Origin of the sequence: Radicibacter daui (genome assembly GCA_030657355.1) — a bacterium.
Classification (GTDB): domain Bacteria; phylum Pseudomonadota; class Alphaproteobacteria; order Radicibacterales; family Radicibacteraceae; genus Radicibacter; species Radicibacter daui.
Map to the genome: position 1 here is coordinate 3,940,584 of CP131056.1, position 16,543 is coordinate 3,957,126.

Annotated in this window: 12 protein-coding genes; 10 read left to right on the plus strand and 2 right to left on the minus strand. The window is 64.9% G+C overall.

Annotated elements, in window-relative coordinates:
* The first annotated feature begins 52 nt into the window (after positions 1–52).
* Complete coding sequence (locus tag QTL98_RS18380) at positions 53–1,966, plus strand: CocE/NonD family hydrolase (RefSeq protein WP_445679915.1); 1,914 nt, start codon at positions 53–55, stop codon at positions 1,964–1,966.
* Here the strand turns inward: QTL98_RS18380 and QTL98_RS18385 are convergent.
* Together QTL98_RS18385 and QTL98_RS18390 are read right to left on the minus strand one after the other, a co-directional pair.
* Complete coding sequence (locus tag QTL98_RS18385) at positions 1,944–3,131, minus strand: CapA family protein (protein ID WP_445679916.1); 1,188 nt, start codon at positions 3,129–3,131, stop codon at positions 1,944–1,946. The two genes, QTL98_RS18380 and QTL98_RS18385, sit on opposite strands and share 23 nt — an antisense overlap.
* Before the next feature lie 128 nt (positions 3,132–3,259).
* Entirely contained in the window at positions 3,260–3,931 is a 672-nt protein-coding gene (locus tag QTL98_RS18390) for a glutathione S-transferase (protein WP_445679917.1), read from the minus strand.
* 270 nt (positions 3,932–4,201) lie between these two features.
* On the opposite strand from QTL98_RS18390, the gene QTL98_RS18395 reads away from it, so the two are divergent.
* From QTL98_RS18395 to QTL98_RS18435, 9 genes are all read left to right on the plus strand, one after another.
* A complete protein-coding gene (locus QTL98_RS18395) occupies positions 4,202–6,220 on the plus strand; it encodes a hypothetical protein (protein WP_510637590.1) in 2,019 nt (672 codons plus the stop codon).
* A 184-nt stretch (positions 6,221–6,404) separates the two neighbouring features.
* Positions 6,405–9,797 carry a hypothetical protein gene (locus QTL98_RS18400; RefSeq protein ID WP_445679919.1) on the plus strand — a complete coding sequence of 1,131 codons (3,393 nt, stop codon included), beginning with the start codon at positions 6,405–6,407 and terminating at the stop codon, positions 9,795–9,797.
* Between the two features lie 11 nt (positions 9,798–9,808).
* The gene (locus QTL98_RS18405) at positions 9,809–10,627 is read left to right on the plus strand and encodes an FTR1 family iron permease (protein WP_445679920.1); all 819 of its coding nucleotides are present in this window, start codon (positions 9,809–9,811) and stop codon (positions 10,625–10,627) included.
* Positions 10,611–12,062, plus strand: coding sequence for an FAD-dependent oxidoreductase (locus tag QTL98_RS18410; RefSeq protein WP_445679921.1), 1,452 nt, complete (start codon positions 10,611–10,613; stop codon positions 12,060–12,062). Before QTL98_RS18405 ends, QTL98_RS18410 begins: the two co-directional genes overlap by 17 nt.
* Positions 12,062–12,670, plus strand: coding sequence for a hypothetical protein (locus tag QTL98_RS18415; protein ID WP_445679922.1), 609 nt, complete (start codon positions 12,062–12,064; stop codon positions 12,668–12,670). Before QTL98_RS18410 ends, QTL98_RS18415 begins: the two co-directional genes overlap by 1 nt.
* 7 nt (positions 12,671–12,677) lie before the next feature.
* On the plus strand, positions 12,678–13,991 hold the full coding sequence (locus tag QTL98_RS18420) for a hypothetical protein (protein WP_445679923.1): 1,314 nt from the start codon (positions 12,678–12,680) through the stop codon (positions 13,989–13,991).
* An 83-nt stretch (positions 13,992–14,074) separates the two neighbouring features.
* Entirely contained in the window at positions 14,075–15,529 is a 1,455-nt protein-coding gene (locus QTL98_RS18425) for a DNA-3-methyladenine glycosylase 2 (RefSeq protein WP_445679924.1), read from the plus strand.
* Positions 15,526–16,026, plus strand: a complete 501-nt coding sequence (locus QTL98_RS18430) for a methylated-DNA--[protein]-cysteine S-methyltransferase (RefSeq protein ID WP_445679925.1) — start codon at positions 15,526–15,528, stop codon at positions 16,024–16,026. Before QTL98_RS18425 ends, QTL98_RS18430 begins: the two co-directional genes overlap by 4 nt.
* A gap of 30 nt (positions 16,027–16,056) precedes the next feature.
* Complete coding sequence (locus tag QTL98_RS18435; RefSeq protein ID WP_445679926.1) at positions 16,057–16,467, plus strand: VOC family protein; 411 nt, start codon at positions 16,057–16,059, stop codon at positions 16,465–16,467.
* Positions 16,468–16,543 lie beyond the last annotated feature (76 nt).

Consider the following 16,543-nt stretch of genomic DNA (forward strand, 5'->3'; position numbering starts at 1 on the left):
CCCCCTCCTTTTCTCTATCCAGTGCATAATTCAAGGCAAGGAAGGCTCCGACATGCCGGCCGTTACCCAACTTACGCCGCCCCAGCTGCTCGATGACGGTGTCATCGTCCACCGCGATGTCATGGTGACCATGCGCGATGGCGTGCGGCTGGCAACGGATGTCTATCGCCCGGCCGGCACTGACGAAAAACTGACGGGCGGCACGCTGCCGGTCATTCTGGAGCGCACGCCTTACGGCAAGGTGGAGCGCTCACGCTCCGAGATCGAGGTTGGCATGGACGGGCCGCGTACCCGCTCCGAGGTCGCCACCTACTTCGTGCGAGCGGGCTATGTGGTCATCTTCCAGGATTGCCGCGGCCGCTATAATTCCGAAGGCGAATTTACCAAGTATCTCTCCGAGGGGCCGGACGGTTTCGACACCATGGAGTGGATCGTGGCCCAGCCCTGGTGCAATGGCCAGATCGGCACCATGGGGCTCTCCTATGCCGCCCATACCCAGGCCGCGCTCGCCTGCCTCAATCCACCGGGCCTTGCCTGCATGGTGATGGATAGCGGCGGATTTGCTTCCGCCTATCGCTGCGGCATCCGCCAGGGCGGCGCCTTCGAGCTCAAGCAGGCCACCTGGGCCTATCGCAGCGCCAAGGAGAGCCTCGCCGCCAAGAGCGACCCGAAGGTGCTGGCGGCGCTTGAAGCCGAGGATATCCACGACTGGTTCCGCCGCATGCCGTGGAGCGAGGGCAATTCGCCCGTCCGCCATGTGCCGGAATATGAGGAATATCTGCTCGACCAGTGGCGCCGCGGCAGTTTCGACGAGGCGTGGAAGACCGTCGGCATCTATATGGAAGGCCATTACGACAGCTTCCCCAAAGTGCCGGTGGTGCTGATGTCGAGCTGGTACGACGTCTATGTGCCTTCCACGCTCGACAACTACGCCGGTCTGGCGCGGCTGGAAGGCCGGCCGATGCACCTGCTGATGGGCCCCTGGCTGCATGGCAACCGCAACACCACCTTTGCCGGCGATACCTCCTTTGGCCCCAACGCCACCATCGGCGGTAATGTGACGCCGAGCTGGCTGGAATTCCGCCGTCACTGGTTCGACCGCTGGCTCAAGGGGATTGCCCCGGCCAATGAAGATCCGCGCGTACGCCTGTTCCTGATGGGTGGCGGCAGCGGCAGACGCACGGCCGAAGGCCTGCTTGACCATGGCGGCGACTGGATCAGCGCTGCCGACTGGCCACTGCCGGCCGCCCGTACCGAGAGCTATTACCTGCATGCCGACGGGTCGCTGAAAACCGCCGCTCCCTCCGGTGAGGCCGGTGTTCTCAGCTATGATTTCGACCCCGACAATCCCGTGCCGACCATCGGCGGGGCGCTGACCAGCGGCACGCCAATCTTTGAAGGCGGCGGCTTCAACCAGCGTGAAGAACCGCGCTTCTACGGCAGCCGCAATATGGGCCACGACCTTGCCGAGCGCGCGGATGTGCTGAGCTTCATGACCGAACCACTGGCCGAAGACATGGCCGTGATCGGCCCCATCTCCGTCGATCTCTGGGTTTCCAGCGATGCACCGGACACCGACTTCACCGCCAAGCTGGTCGATGTCTATCCGCCCAGCGAGGATTATCCGGAAGGCTTCGCCCTTATCCTCAGCGACGGCATCTTCCGCTGCCGCTACCGTAATTCGTGGGAAAAGCCGGAACTGATCGGCTCGACCGAACCCTTCCGCATCACCATCGAGCCCTTCGCCACCGCCAACCTGTTCAAGGCGGGCCACCGGCTGCGGCTCGACATCTCGTCGAGCAATTTCCCCAAGTTCGACGTCAATCCCAACAGCGGCGAGCCGGAAGGTTATGCCGCCCACAAGCGGGTGGCGCACAACAGCGTCTTCTGCACCGGCACCCGGGCCTCAAGCCTCCAGCTGCCCGTGGTGCCGGTCCTGGCCATCACCCCGCTCGGCAAAGCCTGATCAACGCTTTTTCCTCCGGGGCAAGGCCGGCGCACATATGCTCGCGCACAGCCTCTGCCGCGGCAGGATCAAGCGGCACCGGGGCCGGGGCGGCCTGCCCGTCCGCGAGCGGCGGACGCCCGGCGGAGATCGGCAGCAGATCGAAGCGCGTGCAGACCCCTTCTCCATCAAAATGGGCACGCGCCAGCGTGCTGGTCCACACATCCACGTCCTTTTCGGCATAGGTGGCGGTGCGCCTTGTGTGGAAGATGAAATTGCCGAGGCTGCCGAGGATCGGTCGGCCGTTATGGAAGGCGAGCCCCTGCAGCACCGGGGAGCCGGTACCGACGATCATGTCCGCCCCGGCATCGACGAGCCGGCAAGCCAGCCTGCGCACCCAGTCCGGCATCTGGCCCCAGTTCGGGTCCCAGTGATGGCTGTGGAGGGCAATCGCCACCAGGTCGGCTTCGGCTTTTGCCGCTACCAGCGCCTCCAGCAGGGCACGCCAGTCCGCTACATCCGGCTCCCACCGGGCGGCAATATCCGCGCCCTGCCGCAGCTCGGTGCCGAAAAGTTCAAGTTTCGGCATCGCCCCCGATTGCTGGCGATATCCCACGGCGGCCCGGGCAGCCTCGCGCCGGTCATCGCCCAGCGCACTTACGATTTCTGCAAAACGCCGGTAGTCGGCTTCCGGCACCGTTACGATCCGGCGCATGCGCAATGGGCAGATGCCTGCTCTTCCCGTACCCGCATAATTGATATCCGGCTGCGGACCGAGATCGACGGACAGCACGGCAACCGTACCGGCCGCCGTTGCCACATAGGCCGGCCGCAAGGCTGCGGCACTATCTTCCCCCGATCCGACGAGGGCGATGCCCGCCTCCTGCGCGGCGGCATGGGTTGCGAGGATACCCGGCGGCCCGAGATCGAAAGCATGGTTGTTGGCGTGGGCAAGGGCGGCAAAGCCCATGGCCTTCAACGAGTGCAGGGCTTGCGGCCCGGTGCAATGCAGCGTCCTGGTTTTGGTGGGCCAGGCATCCGGCACCGCCAGCACCGCCTCGAAATTGGCGAGTGCCACATCCGCCCCGGTCAGGAAACCACGTACGGCCTGATAACCGGCCGAAGAAGAGTCGACCGCGCCATGCAGCAGGGCCTGCCCGGTTGCGGCGATGGAAAGCTGGGACATGGCGGAAGGCGCCTGATTGTGGGGTGGATCGTCCCGGCAAGACTACCCTGCCCCGCCCCGGCGCGCGACGCCAATTTACGGAATATCTCTAAATTAATCTGCTATTTTCAAACACTTAGCGCATAACCCTATGCAGCTTCGGCATAGGCATACTGGCCGCCGGTTTCCAGCGCGCGCTGATAGGCCGGGCGGGCATGGATGGTCTTCAGGAAGCTGGTTAGCACCGGCCTTGTGCGGGCAGAGCCGCGCGAGGCGGCCACTTCTACCGGAAAGCTCATCATGATGTCGGCAGCGCTGAATTCAGGGCCGGCAAACCAGCCCGTCGCCGCCAGTTCCTTCTCCCAGTAATCCTGATGCAGCCTGAGCTGCGGTTCGACGAAACCGGCAAGGGCCCCTGTTGCCAGCTTCTGGGCCAATCCACGCATGAACCACGGCACCTGACGCGGCAGGCGCATGAAGACAAGTTTCAAGAGCAGCGGCGGCATGGCGGAGCCTTCGGCGTAATGCATCCAGTATCTGAGGCGCAGCCACTGGTCGCTGCCGGCGGCGGCACACAGATCGTGATGGCCCACCTTTGCCAGCAGATATTCGAAGATGGCGCCGGTTTCCGCGATCACCGCATTGCCATCGGTCAGTACCGGCGATTTGCCGAGCGGATGCACCGCCTTGAGTTCCGGCGGTGCCAGCAGCGTCGCCGGGTCGCGCTGATAGGTCTTGAGCTCATAGGGCAGTCCCAACTCTTCCAGCAGCCAGAGCACGCGCTGGGATCGCGAGTTGTTGAGATGATGGACGGTAATCATCGGCCCCTCCCCGAAGCTGCGACAACTTGGCGCAAACTGAGCGCACATCATTCTAACCGGCAGAACCGGGGCAGGATCAACCACTCCTGGCTTTTGCGCCAGTGCGCCGCGCCTTTGGCTTTTCCATTCTCGATTGCTCCGGCACCGATTGCAATTGCAAGTGAGTTGCGTTAACGCTGCTTTCAGTTTCGCGACCGCCTTTGCAGGCGGAGAAGCGGCCCGGGGAGCGGGGCTGCCATGAGAACATGAGGGGATGACCGAGCAATGAAACTGAACCGAATTCTGCTGCTGACCAGCGCTTCCGCGGCCCTGATGGCCGGCCAGGCTCTGGCCGCCGGCGACAAGGTCACCGTTGCCGATGGCCGCTTTGATACCGCCGGCAGCATGATCGCCTATACCGAGTTCGAGCTTTCCGGCGAGCCGATGGCCGAGAGCCTTGGCCTCGACCTCGATGTGCTTGATCCGAACACGCTGAACCAGCCTTCCGCCTTCGACTATTCGGCCGGCATCGAAAGCTACGAATATTCCGAAGAAGCGATGTATGCGGTCAACTACCAGTCGAAGATGGGCCCGCATCTGGCCAACGGCCTGCTGAACGCCAAGCGCGGCGGCACGCCGGAAGCCCTCGGCAACCGTTTCATCGAACTGACCAAGGCTGTCGGCTTCTCTGCCGATGAACTGCCGCTCAACCTCTATCCGATCACCCTGCCCTACGCGGCCGGCGTGCCGGAATATGCCGGCCCGGTCGACACCGCTCCGGTCAACGGCGATGACGTGACCGTCACCACCGCCGCCGGTACCGCCAAGGACCTGAAGACTGTCGTGCCGGCCTACTTCCGCGATTATGGCAGCCTTGCCTGGCGCGAGGATGGCATGGACAAGGCCTTCACCCCCGCCGCTACCGGCGCGGAGATGCTGAAGGATGTGATGTGGTCGCAGGATTTCCTCGGCGGCATGCATGTCATCGACACCGATGAGGAAGTCGAGGCCGACAGCGCCACCATGGACCAGGATGGCAAGCATGCCCTGGGCGTTTCCGCTGCCGACGGCGTCAATGGCGTTGTCCTCACCGAGATCACCTGGGACAAGCTGCTGACCCTGCGCGACGAGCTGGCCTATGACGGCAAGAAGCTCGGCGCCGCTCTCGGCCCGGACTACGACCCCACGAAGGGCCCCGTCTGGTTCCCGGCCCGCATCGACGTGACCGAGGCGGAGAAGAACGGCCTGAAGGCCATCGGCTCGCTGAAGGTGGCGGACGGTGCCTCCACCCTGCGCAACACCTGGGCCCTCCTGTGGCCGCTGAGCGAGGCTTATGCCTATACCGATCAGCGCTCCGCCAATCCGAATGCCAACCCGGCCTTCCGCGCCGTGTTTGACGGCGCCCCGTTTGCTGCCGCCCCGGAAACCAACACCAACGACACTCCGGCAGACGACGTGAAGGCGGACGACCCGTTCTCCCTCGTCTCCACGCTGGTCGGCGCCGAGTTCAAGAACCTCGACGCACTGCATTTCAATGCCAAGGCCGGCACTTTTGTTGATGGCTGGAAGGACGGCAAGCAGTCGGACAGCGTCACCACCTATGACGCCGCCTACACGCTGGTCGCCCTGCAGATCTTCGAGCGGGCGCAGGATGCCCTGCCGGTCGGTTACGCCTCGGGCGACTCCGCCGACGGCATCACCACCGAAGCCGGCACCCGCGCGCTTGACCTGATCAAGGCCGAAGCCGACTTCATCCTCGCCAAGGCAATCGGCAAGGACGGTCTTGCGGCTGACAGCGTGAGCGTGGGTGGCAAGGCTTCGGCCGGCCAGTCGCTCGCCACGCAGTTCGCGGTGATCCGCGGCCTCGGCGCTGCCTTCAAGGCCACCAGCGATGACCGCTATCGTGAGGCGGCGCGCAAGCTCTACCTCGCCGTTGAAGGCAAGATGGTCGACAAGAACGGCATCTTCGTCGAGGTGAAGGGCAACACCACCTACACGCCCTGGACCAACGCTGCCGTTAGCGGCGGCCTGCGCGAACTCATGCTCACCTTCGTGAACAGCGAAGGCGAGAAGGAGCCGGCGCTGGACCTCGCCAACCTGACCAAGCGCTACGAAACCTGGTTCCACACCGTCATCAATGGCGGCGCGCAGCGGGCCGAGTGGCTGGGTGACAGCGGCGAGAATGTCGTCGATGGCGACACCACCGGCGACACCGACGAGGATGGCGTCAAGCAGGTAACCGCTGCCGGCGGGGCCCATGGCGTGGCCCAGGTAATGGCTGCGGCCGTCAGTGTGACTGCGGCACGGTAACGCGGCAGGGCTCCGCAGGGCGCTTCATGCGCTCCGTGCGGAGCTCCTAGCCCTTTTGTCAGCTTGCGATTCCGGGCCGGTTCCCTAAAAAGGGGCACCGGCCCGATTGCGTTTGAGAAGCAGCCTCAAAACCGCTCCCAAGGAATTTCGGGCCACCGCTCCAGTCTGGATAACCGCCTTTCCCATGTCCGCCCCCTCCACCACAGGCCAGTACGAGCAGATGCTGAAGCGTCTGAGCCTCTGGCGCTGGCTGGGCTTTCAGTCGAAGCCGGTGGAGCTGGTGCTGTATTTTCTGGCGGTCAGCGGCCTCATGATGTGGAGCGGTTTTGGCATTGAGTGGCCGATCTTCCGCTCCGCGCTCTTCGTCCATGCGCTGGTCGCGATTCTCTTCTTTCCGCTTTTCGTGGTGCCCTTCTGGCTCTCGCATCGCGAGCTGCTGGCCAAGAAGCGCAAACCCTTGCAGACGATCACCGGCCGTGTGCTCGAGTTCGTCATTGCCGCCATCTTCCTGACCGGCCTGTGGCTGGTCTTCTTCGGCAATCCGGGCAATGCGGCGGGCGGCGTTGCCCACTGGGTTCACCTGCTGCTGGCCGTGCCCTTTACCGCACTGCTGGTGGTGCATGCCTGGCGCTTCAGCGCGCTGCGGCGGGCCTTCTGGCTGGTGCTGCTGGCACTCGCCGTCATCCTGCTGGTCTCGCCCGCCTTCGCGGCCGCGGACGAGCAGGTGCCGGTGGCGGTGCGCAGCACGTCGCTTGCCGCCACCGCCGATGGGAAGCGCCTCTTCAGCGCCAATTTCGAAGCCGGCAGCCTGTCGGTAATCGAGCGGGAAAGCGGCAAGCTGCTGATGGAAAAAGCGCTCGGCCGCGATATCGAGCGCGTGGCGCTGGCTGAGGCGGATGGGCTGGTCGCGGCGACAGACTCGCTCGGCGGCAAACTGCATATCCTGAAGCTGAATGACCTTTCCGGCGTTGCGGATGTCGAGACCGGTGGACGCCCGTGGGGCGTGGTGTTTGATGCCCGCAACCACCTGTTCTGGGTCACGCTGTTTGAAGGCGCACGCCTTCTCGGCATCGATGAGAGCGGCAAGATCGCCGTTGACATGGCCGTTACCGAAACGCCGCGCGGCCTTGCGCTGCTGGCCGACGGGCGGCTGCTCATCACCCACGCCATGGTCGGCAAGGTGTCGATCTACGATACCAAAAGCCTGCCACTGAAACTCCTCACCACCATCACGCTGGAAGAGGAGGAAGACCCGGACCAGACCGTTTCCCAGGGCAAACCGCGCCAGCTCGACAACATCGCCATCAGCCCCGATGGCACCGAAGCCTGGCTGCCGCACCTCCTGTGGAATTTCGATCACCCGTTCCAGTTCCAGTCGACGGTCTTTCCCGCCGTCTCCTTGCTGTCGCTGAAACCAGGCGACGAGCACGAGGTCGCCTCCCGCCGCAAGCAGCTTTTCCAGCAGATCAACATCCTGGAAGACGGGGTGCGCACCCGCATCGTCTCCAACCCCTATGACGCGCGCTTTTCCGCCGATGGCCACAAGGTCTTCGTGACCCTGGCGGGCAGCGAGGATCTGGTGGTCTTCGACCGCTCGCGCTCCAAACCCATCGCGAAGGAGGAGCGGCGCGACCGCCGCAACGGCAAGGAAGAGCTGGGCGCCAAGGCGGTGCAGATCTACCGCCACCTGCCCGGCGATAATCCGCGCGGCCTGCAGGTGCTGGGCGACGACATCTATGTCCAGAACGCCATGAGCCTGGATATGAGCCATCTGACCACCGGCGGCCGCGGCAGCTTTGCCAAGGTGTCGCCGGTGAAGGATGACTTTGCCCGGCTGACGGAAAAGGACGCTCTTTCCGGCGATGAACGTCAGGGCCTGCGCCTCTTCAACAGCGCCAACACCGACGATTTCCCCGACCGGCCGATGGCGGGCGATTTCTGGATGAGCTGCGGCAGCTGCCATACCGATGGCTTCAACTTCACCAACGGCTACCTCTTCCGCGATACACCGACCGACAAGTTCGGCAATGCCGTCATCGGCCATGACCCAATGAAGAGCATGGTGGGCGGCGACTTCATCGCCGACTATTTGCGCATGGTGCGCGATACCCAGGGCGGCATGGGCGGCGACACTCGCTTCGGCACCCCCGTCACCGATCCCGACAAGCCGGACGATGCCGCGCGCCAGATGATGGAAAAGCTCCATCTCTATGTCACCGCGCAGCAGAACCTGCCCTACCTCTCCACCTGGCTGCGCCTCGATGGCGAGGACAAGTATGTCCACAAGGGCGACTGGGTGAGTTCAGGCGCCTGCGCGTCCTGCCACACCGATATCTTCAAACAGTGGGCGGACAGCAATCACCGGCTGATGGGGGCTTCCAACCCCTATTACATGGTGGCCGAAAATCTGGCCGCCAAGCTGGAAGGCGAAGGTTTCCGCCAGTGGTGCATGGGCTGCCACATGCCCGATTCCGTCATGTCCGGCATTAAATCCTCCGCCGGCCCCAATGACATGTTCGAAAAAGGTGGCAAGAAGCTGCTGGCCGATATCGGCCACCCGCAGGTGGAAGAAGGTACCGGCTGCCTTTCCTGCCACCGCATCACCAGGCTGGAGGATGCCGGCATCGCCGGCGGCGCCAATGCCAGCTACACGGTGAACCTCAAGGACCGGCCGAAATACCTCTTCGAGCATGATGCCAATCCGGTGCTGCGCTGGCTCGGCAACCGCCAGATCGAGGCGGCGCCGGACACGCACGCCAAGTCCTACCAGCAGGGTTTTTATTCAAGCTCCGCCTTCTGCGGCTCCTGCCATGGCGAGTTTGCGCCCGGCACCGGCTCGCTGGTGGTGGAAACCTATAATGAATGGCAACAATCGCCCTTCAACACGCCGGACAACCCTGCCACCAACCGCACCTGCCAGGACTGCCACATGCATGCCGATGCGGCACAGATCGGCACCGACATTCCCGGCCAGTCCACCGATGGCGGCCCGGTGAAGGCCAATGTCTTCACCCACCAGTTCACCGGCGCGAACTACCACCTCGTGGGCCTGCGCAACCCGGACCTCAAGGCTCAGAGCCTTGCCCTGCTGCGCACCGCGGCCAAACTCAGCCTGTCGCGCACGGCGGACAGTTTCACCGTGCGGGTGGACAATGTCGGTGCCGGACACCGGCTGCCGACCGGCGTTGCCGATTTCCGCCAGATGTGGCTTGAAGTGAGCGTGACCGACGCCACCGGCCGCGAGGTGCTCTCCAGCGGCAAGCTGGCGGCCGACGGCACCGTGCCGGTGGATGCCCGCCTGTTCCACAAGGTTTTTGGCCGTCATGACGGCACGCAGCTTGGTTTTGATTTCTGGCGCTACGAAAAGATGCTGGAAGATACCCGCATCCCGCCGGGCGGCCACCGTGACGAACGTTATACCCTTCCCGCCGATACGGTCTTTCCCGTGCAGGCGAAGGTGCGGCTCATGTTCCGCATCTATCCGCAGCACATGACCGATGTCGTCCGTCAAACCTATCCCGACCTGCCGAACCCCGAAGCTGTCGAAATGGCCTCGGCTACGGCCACTCTGGAGTAAGAGCGCATATCATGCTGGCGAGTTTTCTCATCACGCTGCGCGAGGGCCTCGAGGCCTTTTTGCTGGTTGGCATCATCCTGGCCTATCTGCGCAAGCTGGGGGCGGAGCGATATTCCGACTGGATCTATGCCGGCGTCGGTGCGGGCCTCGTTGCCTCCGTGGGCGCGGCGTTCGTCTTCCAGTTCGTGGTCAGCCAGTTTCACAGCGAGTATTACCGTACGCTGCTGATGATCGTGATCCTGCTGTTTGCTGCCCTCGTCCTCAGCTACATGGCGGTATGGATGGGCAAGCAGGCCAAGGCGCATACCGAGGAAGTGAAGCGCCAGCTTGAAGGCTATGTCAGCGCCGGCAATGTGATGGGCATGGTTATGCTCGCCTTCATCGCCGTGCTGCGCGAAGGCATCGAGACGGTGCTGTTCTTCTCCGCCCTCATGTATTCCGGCCAGGGCGTTACGCTCCAGCAAGGTGTCATTGGCGCTCTCGCCGGGCTTTTTGCCGCCGTCCTGCTGGTATGGGTGCTGATGCGCGGCACCCGCCGCCTGCCGCTGCAGCCCTTCTTCCGCTACTCCGCCCTGCTCATCATTATTATCGCCGCCGGCCTGCTGGGCTCCAGCGTCAACATGATGCAGTCGGCGGAGCTCATCACCGTCGGCACCCAGCCGCTGTTCGATATCTCCCATATCCTCAGCGACCAGGGATTCATCGGCACGTTCCTGCGCGCCCTCTTCGGCTACAACAGCTCGCCTACGCCGGTGCAGTTCAGCGCCTGGGCCGTCTATCTCATCATCGCCATCACCATGTGGCGGCGGACCTATGCGCGACCTGCGTGATGGCGCGCTGACGCAAGGCACCCCGCCGGGCGCCAGCGGTGGGCGCCCGCGTCATGTCGTCATCATCGGCGCCGGCCCGGCCGGCCTTACCGCCGCGCACCGGCTTGCGCGCGAGGGGGTGCGGGTCACCATCCTTGAAAAGCGCCAGAGCCTCGGCGGGCTCGGCGGCACGACGGTCTTTGAGGGCAAACACGGTACCTACCGCTTCGATTTCGGCGGCCATCGTTTCATCACCCGCAATGCCGGGCTCCTGCAACTGGTCGAGGAGCTGGTGGCGGACGACCTGCTGACCGCCAGCCGGGCCAGCGTCATCCGCCTTGGCGGGCGGATTTATGACTATCCGCTCGCCATCGGCAACCTGCTGAAATCCGCCCCGCCGTCGCTGCTGCTGGGGGCGGCGCGTGATGTCTCCGCCATGCTGCTGGGCCTTGCCCGCGCCACGCCCGGCGATGATTTCGCCAGCTGGACAGAGGCGCGCTTCGGCCCCACCCTCTACCGTACCTTCTTTGAAGGCTATACCGCCAAGCTCTGGGGTGTGCCGCCCACGCAACTTTCCGCCGACTGGGCGGAGCAGCGCATCAGCCTTGTCGATCTGCGCGACGTGCTGCGCCGGCTTTTGCCGGGCGCCGCCAACAACCCGCGCACCTATGCCCGCTCCTACCGTTATCCACGCCTCGGCTTCGGCATGATCTTCGAGCGGCTGGCAGCGGCGGTGGAAAAGCTGGGCGGCGCCTTGCGCTGCGGAACGACCATCACCGGCTTCAGCCAAAGCGCCGGCAACATCACCGCCGTCGAGACCACAGACGGGCCGGTGGCCTGCGATGCCGTCATCTCCTCCATGCCGCTGCCGGAAATGGTGCGGATGACGGGCGGGGAAAGCAGCCTCGGATTCCGGGGCCTGCGTTTCTTCAACATGCCGATGGCAGTGGAAAACGTCTCGCCCTGGACCTGGCAGTACCTCTCCGACCCCGACATGCTGGCAACCCGCCTGCAGGAGCCGCGCCGCCGCTCGCCGGAAATGGCGCCTGAAGGCATGAGCTCGCTGATGCTGGAGATCCCTTGCGATCCCGGCAGCGCGATGTGGGAGATGGAAGACGAAGCGCTCTTCCCCCGCGTACAGGCGGACCTCGCCCGCCTTGGCATCGACCCGGCGAAGGCGACCGGAGAATGTTTCAGCGTACGCACGCCCTACGCCTATCCGCTGCTGACCGTGGGATATGAAAAGCAGCAGCAGGCTGCCATCCGGCACCTTGCGCGCTTTGCCAATCTCTATCAGTGCGGCCGGCAGGCAACCTTCCGCTACGTCTTTACCGACACGGCGATGGAGATGGGGCTGATGGCGGCCGAAGGGCTGCTGGAAGGCCACGACCGCCGCGCAGAAATCTACAATCACCGCAATGAAAAGCAGGTGATCGAGGTCGAGAGCATCGCCTGATGATGAAGCAAGAGGGGCCTGCCACCATGAAGATGATCCGCTTGTTCGCCGCCGCCATCGCCCTTGCCCTGGCAGCCGCTACCGCCGCCCTGCCGCAGCCTGCCGCCGCCTATTCCTACGCCGCCGCCGGCAAGGAGCCGATGCTGGACGGGCGCGAGGCCATTCTCTCCGCTGTGCAGAAGGGTGACTGGGACAGCGTTGGCCAGAGCGTCACCGGCCTTCAGGGCGAGATCGCCTATCTCGACGAGAACGAGGCCAAGGGCATCAAGGCCGAGTTCGACAAGGCGGTAACCGACAAGAGCGCCGATCAGATGAGCGCTGCGCTCAACCGGGCCTTCGTGGCGGAGATCGAGCGCCGCCTCAACGGCGCAAAGGACAATCTCAAGGACTACCAGACCGCCAAGGTGCTGGTGGTCAAGGCCAAGCTCTTCTTCGATGCCTTCTCCGGCGATCTCGATCCGGCCAAACGCAAGACCGCCGATGCCGGGCTCAATCAGGCGCTGGAAGCCATCGGCAATCCCGGCATCTTCGGTGCCGGCTCCAAACCCGCCAATCCGGAAGCCTTCCAGGCGGCGGAAGACAGTATCCTGACCGCCCTTCGCGGCTGAGGCCCCGATGCCGGCAAAAGCAATAAAACCGGCATGGGCAGCCCTGCTGCTGCTCCATGCTGCTTTTGCCGTCTGGCTGCTGCACCACCCGCCGGGCCTTGGCTCCGATGATGCGCTGTTCTTCGCGAACGGCCTCTCCCGCTTCAGCCTTGCCGAGTTTTCTCCGCATTTTCCGGGATATCCCGGCTTCATCCTGCTGGGCCGGTTCGCCGCCCTGCTGACCGGCGATGCGGCGGCTGCCTTGCGGGCCGTAACACTGATTTCCACCCTCTCCCTGCCGGCAGCCGCCGCATGGTGTGCGGCCGGCTTTGCCCCGCCGGACGTGCGGCAGGAGGCCGCCTTTTCCGGCTGGCTGCTGGTTCTGCTGCTGCCGCTCGCCCCGGTGCTGGCGCTTTCCCAGCTTTCCGACCCCGCCGGGCTTTTGTTCCTGCTGCTCGCCCTCGCCTGCGCCGTGCGCGGGCGGGCGTTTACCGCCGGCCTTCTGCTCGGCGTCGCTTTTTGCTGCCGCCCCTCCTATGCGCCGGTCATGGCCGCACTGGCGCTCGCCGCCCTCGTGCTCGACTGGCGGCAGGGGCTACGCCTGATCGCCGGTGCGGCGCTGATCGCCCTGCCCGCTTATGGCGTGGTGATCGTCAAGGAAGGGCCGTTCTTCTTTGAAGAGGCGCTGCGTTTTACCGAAGGGCATGTCACCGTCTGGGGCCACACTGCTTTCAGTGCGGACAGCCTCAGCTGGCGGGTGGCGCTCGGCGCTATTCCCGGTGCCCTGCTGCTGGCCAGCCTCTCGACATTCGCCAGCCTGTGGGCACTCGCCGGGGCTGATCCGCAGGCCCGCTGGCGCCGGGCTCTGGTTATGCTCTGGGCCGTGGGCACCTTCTGGTCGCTGCTGATGCAAAACCCGGACAATCTGCGCCACATGGCCCTGCCGCTGCTGCTTGCCTTGCTGCTGGCCGCAAGTCTGCCGGGTGCCCACGCAAGGCGCAGCTTTACCAGCGGCCTCCTCACCCTTCAGGCCGCGATCTGGCTGCTCGCCGTCAACCCGGCCACCTTCTGGGCCGCCCCGCTGGATGCTGCGGTGCGTTTTCTTTCCAGCGAACCACCCGGCGCCGTTGCCACCAATTATGGCGTCGAGCTGCTGCGGGCCGAACTGCCGGAGCAGCGCATCTATGACGCCTGGTATGCCGCCCATGCCGCCGAGGGCCTGCGCCGTGCCGGCGGCGGCTGGCGGCTGACCGGCACGAAACCGCTGGCTGACCGGCATGCCGCCTCCTTCCCCGGCCGTTTCCCGGGCGAACGCTCTCTCTGGCTCTACCGCGAGCCTTGAGGCGGCCCCAGGCCCTAGCCTCTCAAAAAACGGCTGCGCAAAACAGGAGGCGCCGCAGGCCCGGCCGGCGCATGATGGCGCCTATGAGCCTCACCGACGATTTCATGTATCAGCGCATGATGGAGCGCGATGCCGCCTATGACGGGCGCTTCATCACCGGCGTGCTGACCACCGGCATTTACTGCCTGCCCTCCTGCACCGCGCGCAAGCCGCTGCGCGGAAACGTGAAATTCTTCCATCTTGAAGATGAGGCCAAAGCCGCGGGCCTGCGCCCTTGCAAGCGCTGCCGGCCGGAACTCTTCTATCGCGGCGAGGATTGGGACCGTTCCCTTTATGAAGGGCTGACGGCGCGGGTTGCCGCAAACCCTGCCCGGTTTGCCGATGCCGAAGCGCTGGCTGCCGCCTGCGGGGTGAGCGCCGGCAAGCTGGGGCAACTCTTCCGCGACCATGCCCATCTCACCCCCGCTGCCTGGCTAAAGCGCGCCCGTATCCGCCACGCAGCCAAACGCCTGCGGGAACCCGGCGGGCGTATTGTCGATATCGGCCTTGAGGCGGGCTTCGAGAGCGAATCCGCTTTCTACCGCCAGTTCGGCCTGTGGATGGCCATGGCGCCCGGCGCCTATCGCGCCCTTGGCGAGAGCGGCGACGGCCGCTTTACCCTCACCCTACCGGAAGGGTACCGCACCGGCGAACTCATCGCCTATCACGGGCGCGATGCCCAAAGCCTCAGCGAGCGGGTAACCGGCAGCTTGCTACAAAAGGCGTTGCTACTAGGGGGCAAACCGGCGCTGCTGGAGATTGATCTGGCGGAAAGCGCCGGGGCCGTTCCTCAGGCTCATTGCCGGCTCACCGGGTCGGACGATCTTTTCGCGGCCCATGCCACCGCCCTGCGCCTGCTTGGCCTCACACAGGATCCTGCACCCTTTGAAGGACGTGCGGCGCTGGCGAAGCCCTTCGCCAGCCTGATTGCCGCACGGCCGGGCCTGCGCGTGCCGCTGACAGCGACGATTTTCGAGGCGCTCAGCTGGGCCATCATCGGCCAGCAGATCAACCTCGCTTTCGCCATGGCGCTGCGCCGCAGCCTGATTGCCAAAGTGGGCGTGCTGCATGAGCCGAGCGGCCTCTACGCCCATCCGGAGCCCGCAGCCGTTGCGGCGCTGAGCGTGGAGGAACTGACGGCCGAGCGTTATTCCCGCTCCAAGGCCCAGTATCTGATCGGGGCCGCAGCAGCGGTAACCGACGGCCGGCTGCCGCTGGAAGCGCTGGAACAAGGCTCTGCCCAGACTATCGAAGCGGCGCTCACCGCCATTCGCGGCCTCGGCCCCTGGACGGCACGCTATACGCTGATGCGGGGCTTTGGCCTTGCCGATGCCGCGCCGATTGGCGATTCCGGCTTGTCGACGGCGCTGCAGCAGATGCACGGTCTGGAAGCCCGGCCCGATGCCAGGGAGACGGAGCTGCTGATGGCGCCCTATTCGCCCCACCGCAGCCTTGCCACCTGCCATCTGTGGCTGAGCCTGACCAAGGACGCCGGATGATGGAAGAGATCTGGGGCAGCTTTACCACCCCCGTCGGCACCGCCGTTGCGTGGGTGACGCCCGATGGCAGCCTGACGCGCTTCTGGACCAACGCCCGCAGCCTGCCCAAGGGCGGTCGGCGTGACGATGGCGCAATCGCGCATGTCAAAACCGAGGTCGACGAATATTTTGCCGGCGCCCGCAAGGATTTCACCCTGCCACTGGCGGCGGACGGCACCCCGTTCCAGAAGCAGGTCTGGGCAGAGCTTTGCCGTATCCCCTTCGGCGAAACCATCAGTTACCTGACGCTTGCCACCCGCGTGGGCGACCCCGGCGCCGCGCGTGCCGTTGGCCATGCCAATGGCCGCAACCCCATTGGCCTCATCGTGCCCTGCCATCGCGTGATCGGCGCCAACGGCACGCTCACCGGTTATGCGGGCGGCCTGCCGCTGAAGCAGGCCCTGCTGGAATTCGAATCCGGCCAGCCAAGCCTTTTCCCCTTCACCTCCCTCAGCTAGGCTCGCGCCCTGATTTTGAAGGGAAAGAGAATGCCGCAGTTCCTGGGCGCGCTGACGCTGCTGGTGCGTGATTATGATGAGGCGATTGCCTGGTACACCGGCACTCTGGGCTTCACGCTGGTGGAAGATACCGAGCTTGCCCCGGGCAAACGCTGGGTTCTGGTGGCCCCGCCGGGCGCGAGCGCCGATGCCGGGCAGACCCGCCTGCTGCTGGCCCGCGCGGCAAACCCGGAGCAGGAAACCCAGATCGGTTGCCAGGCGGGCGGGCGCGTCTTTCTTTTCCTCCATACCGATGATTTTGCCCGTGACCATGCGGCGATGAAGGCGCGCGGCGTGACCTTCCTGGAAGAGCCGCGCCATGAAAGCTATGGCAGCGTCGCCGTGTTCGAGGACCTCTATGGCAATCGCTGGGATCTGCTGGGGCTGAAGCCGAAAGGCTGATCCGGCCAGCATCCCGCGCTGCATTGCTGCCGCAGCTTCCTCCTGCTACATTGACCCTACCATTTCGGTAGGAATT

Bases quoted from the DNA above. Each gene is read 5' to 3' on its own strand.
- QTL98_RS18385 (WP_445679916.1), bottom strand. From the start codon at position 3,131: ATGTCCCAGCTTTCCATCGCCGCAACCGGGCAGGCCCTGCTGCATGGC.
- QTL98_RS18415 (WP_445679922.1), top strand. From the start codon at position 12,062: ATGATGAAGCAAGAGGGGCCTGCCACCATGAAGATGATCCGCTTGTTC.
- QTL98_RS18420 (WP_445679923.1), top strand. From the start codon at position 12,678: ATGCCGGCAAAAGCAATAAAACCGGCATGGGCAGCCCTGCTGCTGCTC.
- QTL98_RS18435 (WP_445679926.1), top strand. From the start codon at position 16,057: ATGCCGCAGTTCCTGGGCGCGCTGACGCTGCTGGTGCGTGATTATGAT.
- QTL98_RS18425 (WP_445679924.1), top strand. From the start codon at position 14,075: ATGAGCCTCACCGACGATTTCATGTATCAGCGCATGATGGAGCGCGAT.
- QTL98_RS18390 (WP_445679917.1), bottom strand. From the start codon at position 3,931: ATGATTACCGTCCATCATCTCAACAACTCGCGATCCCAGCGCGTGCTC.
- QTL98_RS18430 (WP_445679925.1), top strand. From the start codon at position 15,526: ATGATGGAAGAGATCTGGGGCAGCTTTACCACCCCCGTCGGCACCGCC.
- QTL98_RS18380 (WP_445679915.1), top strand. From the start codon at position 53: ATGCCGGCCGTTACCCAACTTACGCCGCCCCAGCTGCTCGATGACGGT.
- QTL98_RS18410 (WP_445679921.1), top strand. From the start codon at position 10,611: ATGCGCGACCTGCGTGATGGCGCGCTGACGCAAGGCACCCCGCCGGGC.
- QTL98_RS18405 (WP_445679920.1), top strand. From the start codon at position 9,809: ATGCTGGCGAGTTTTCTCATCACGCTGCGCGAGGGCCTCGAGGCCTTT.
- QTL98_RS18400 (WP_445679919.1), top strand. From the start codon at position 6,405: ATGTCCGCCCCCTCCACCACAGGCCAGTACGAGCAGATGCTGAAGCGT.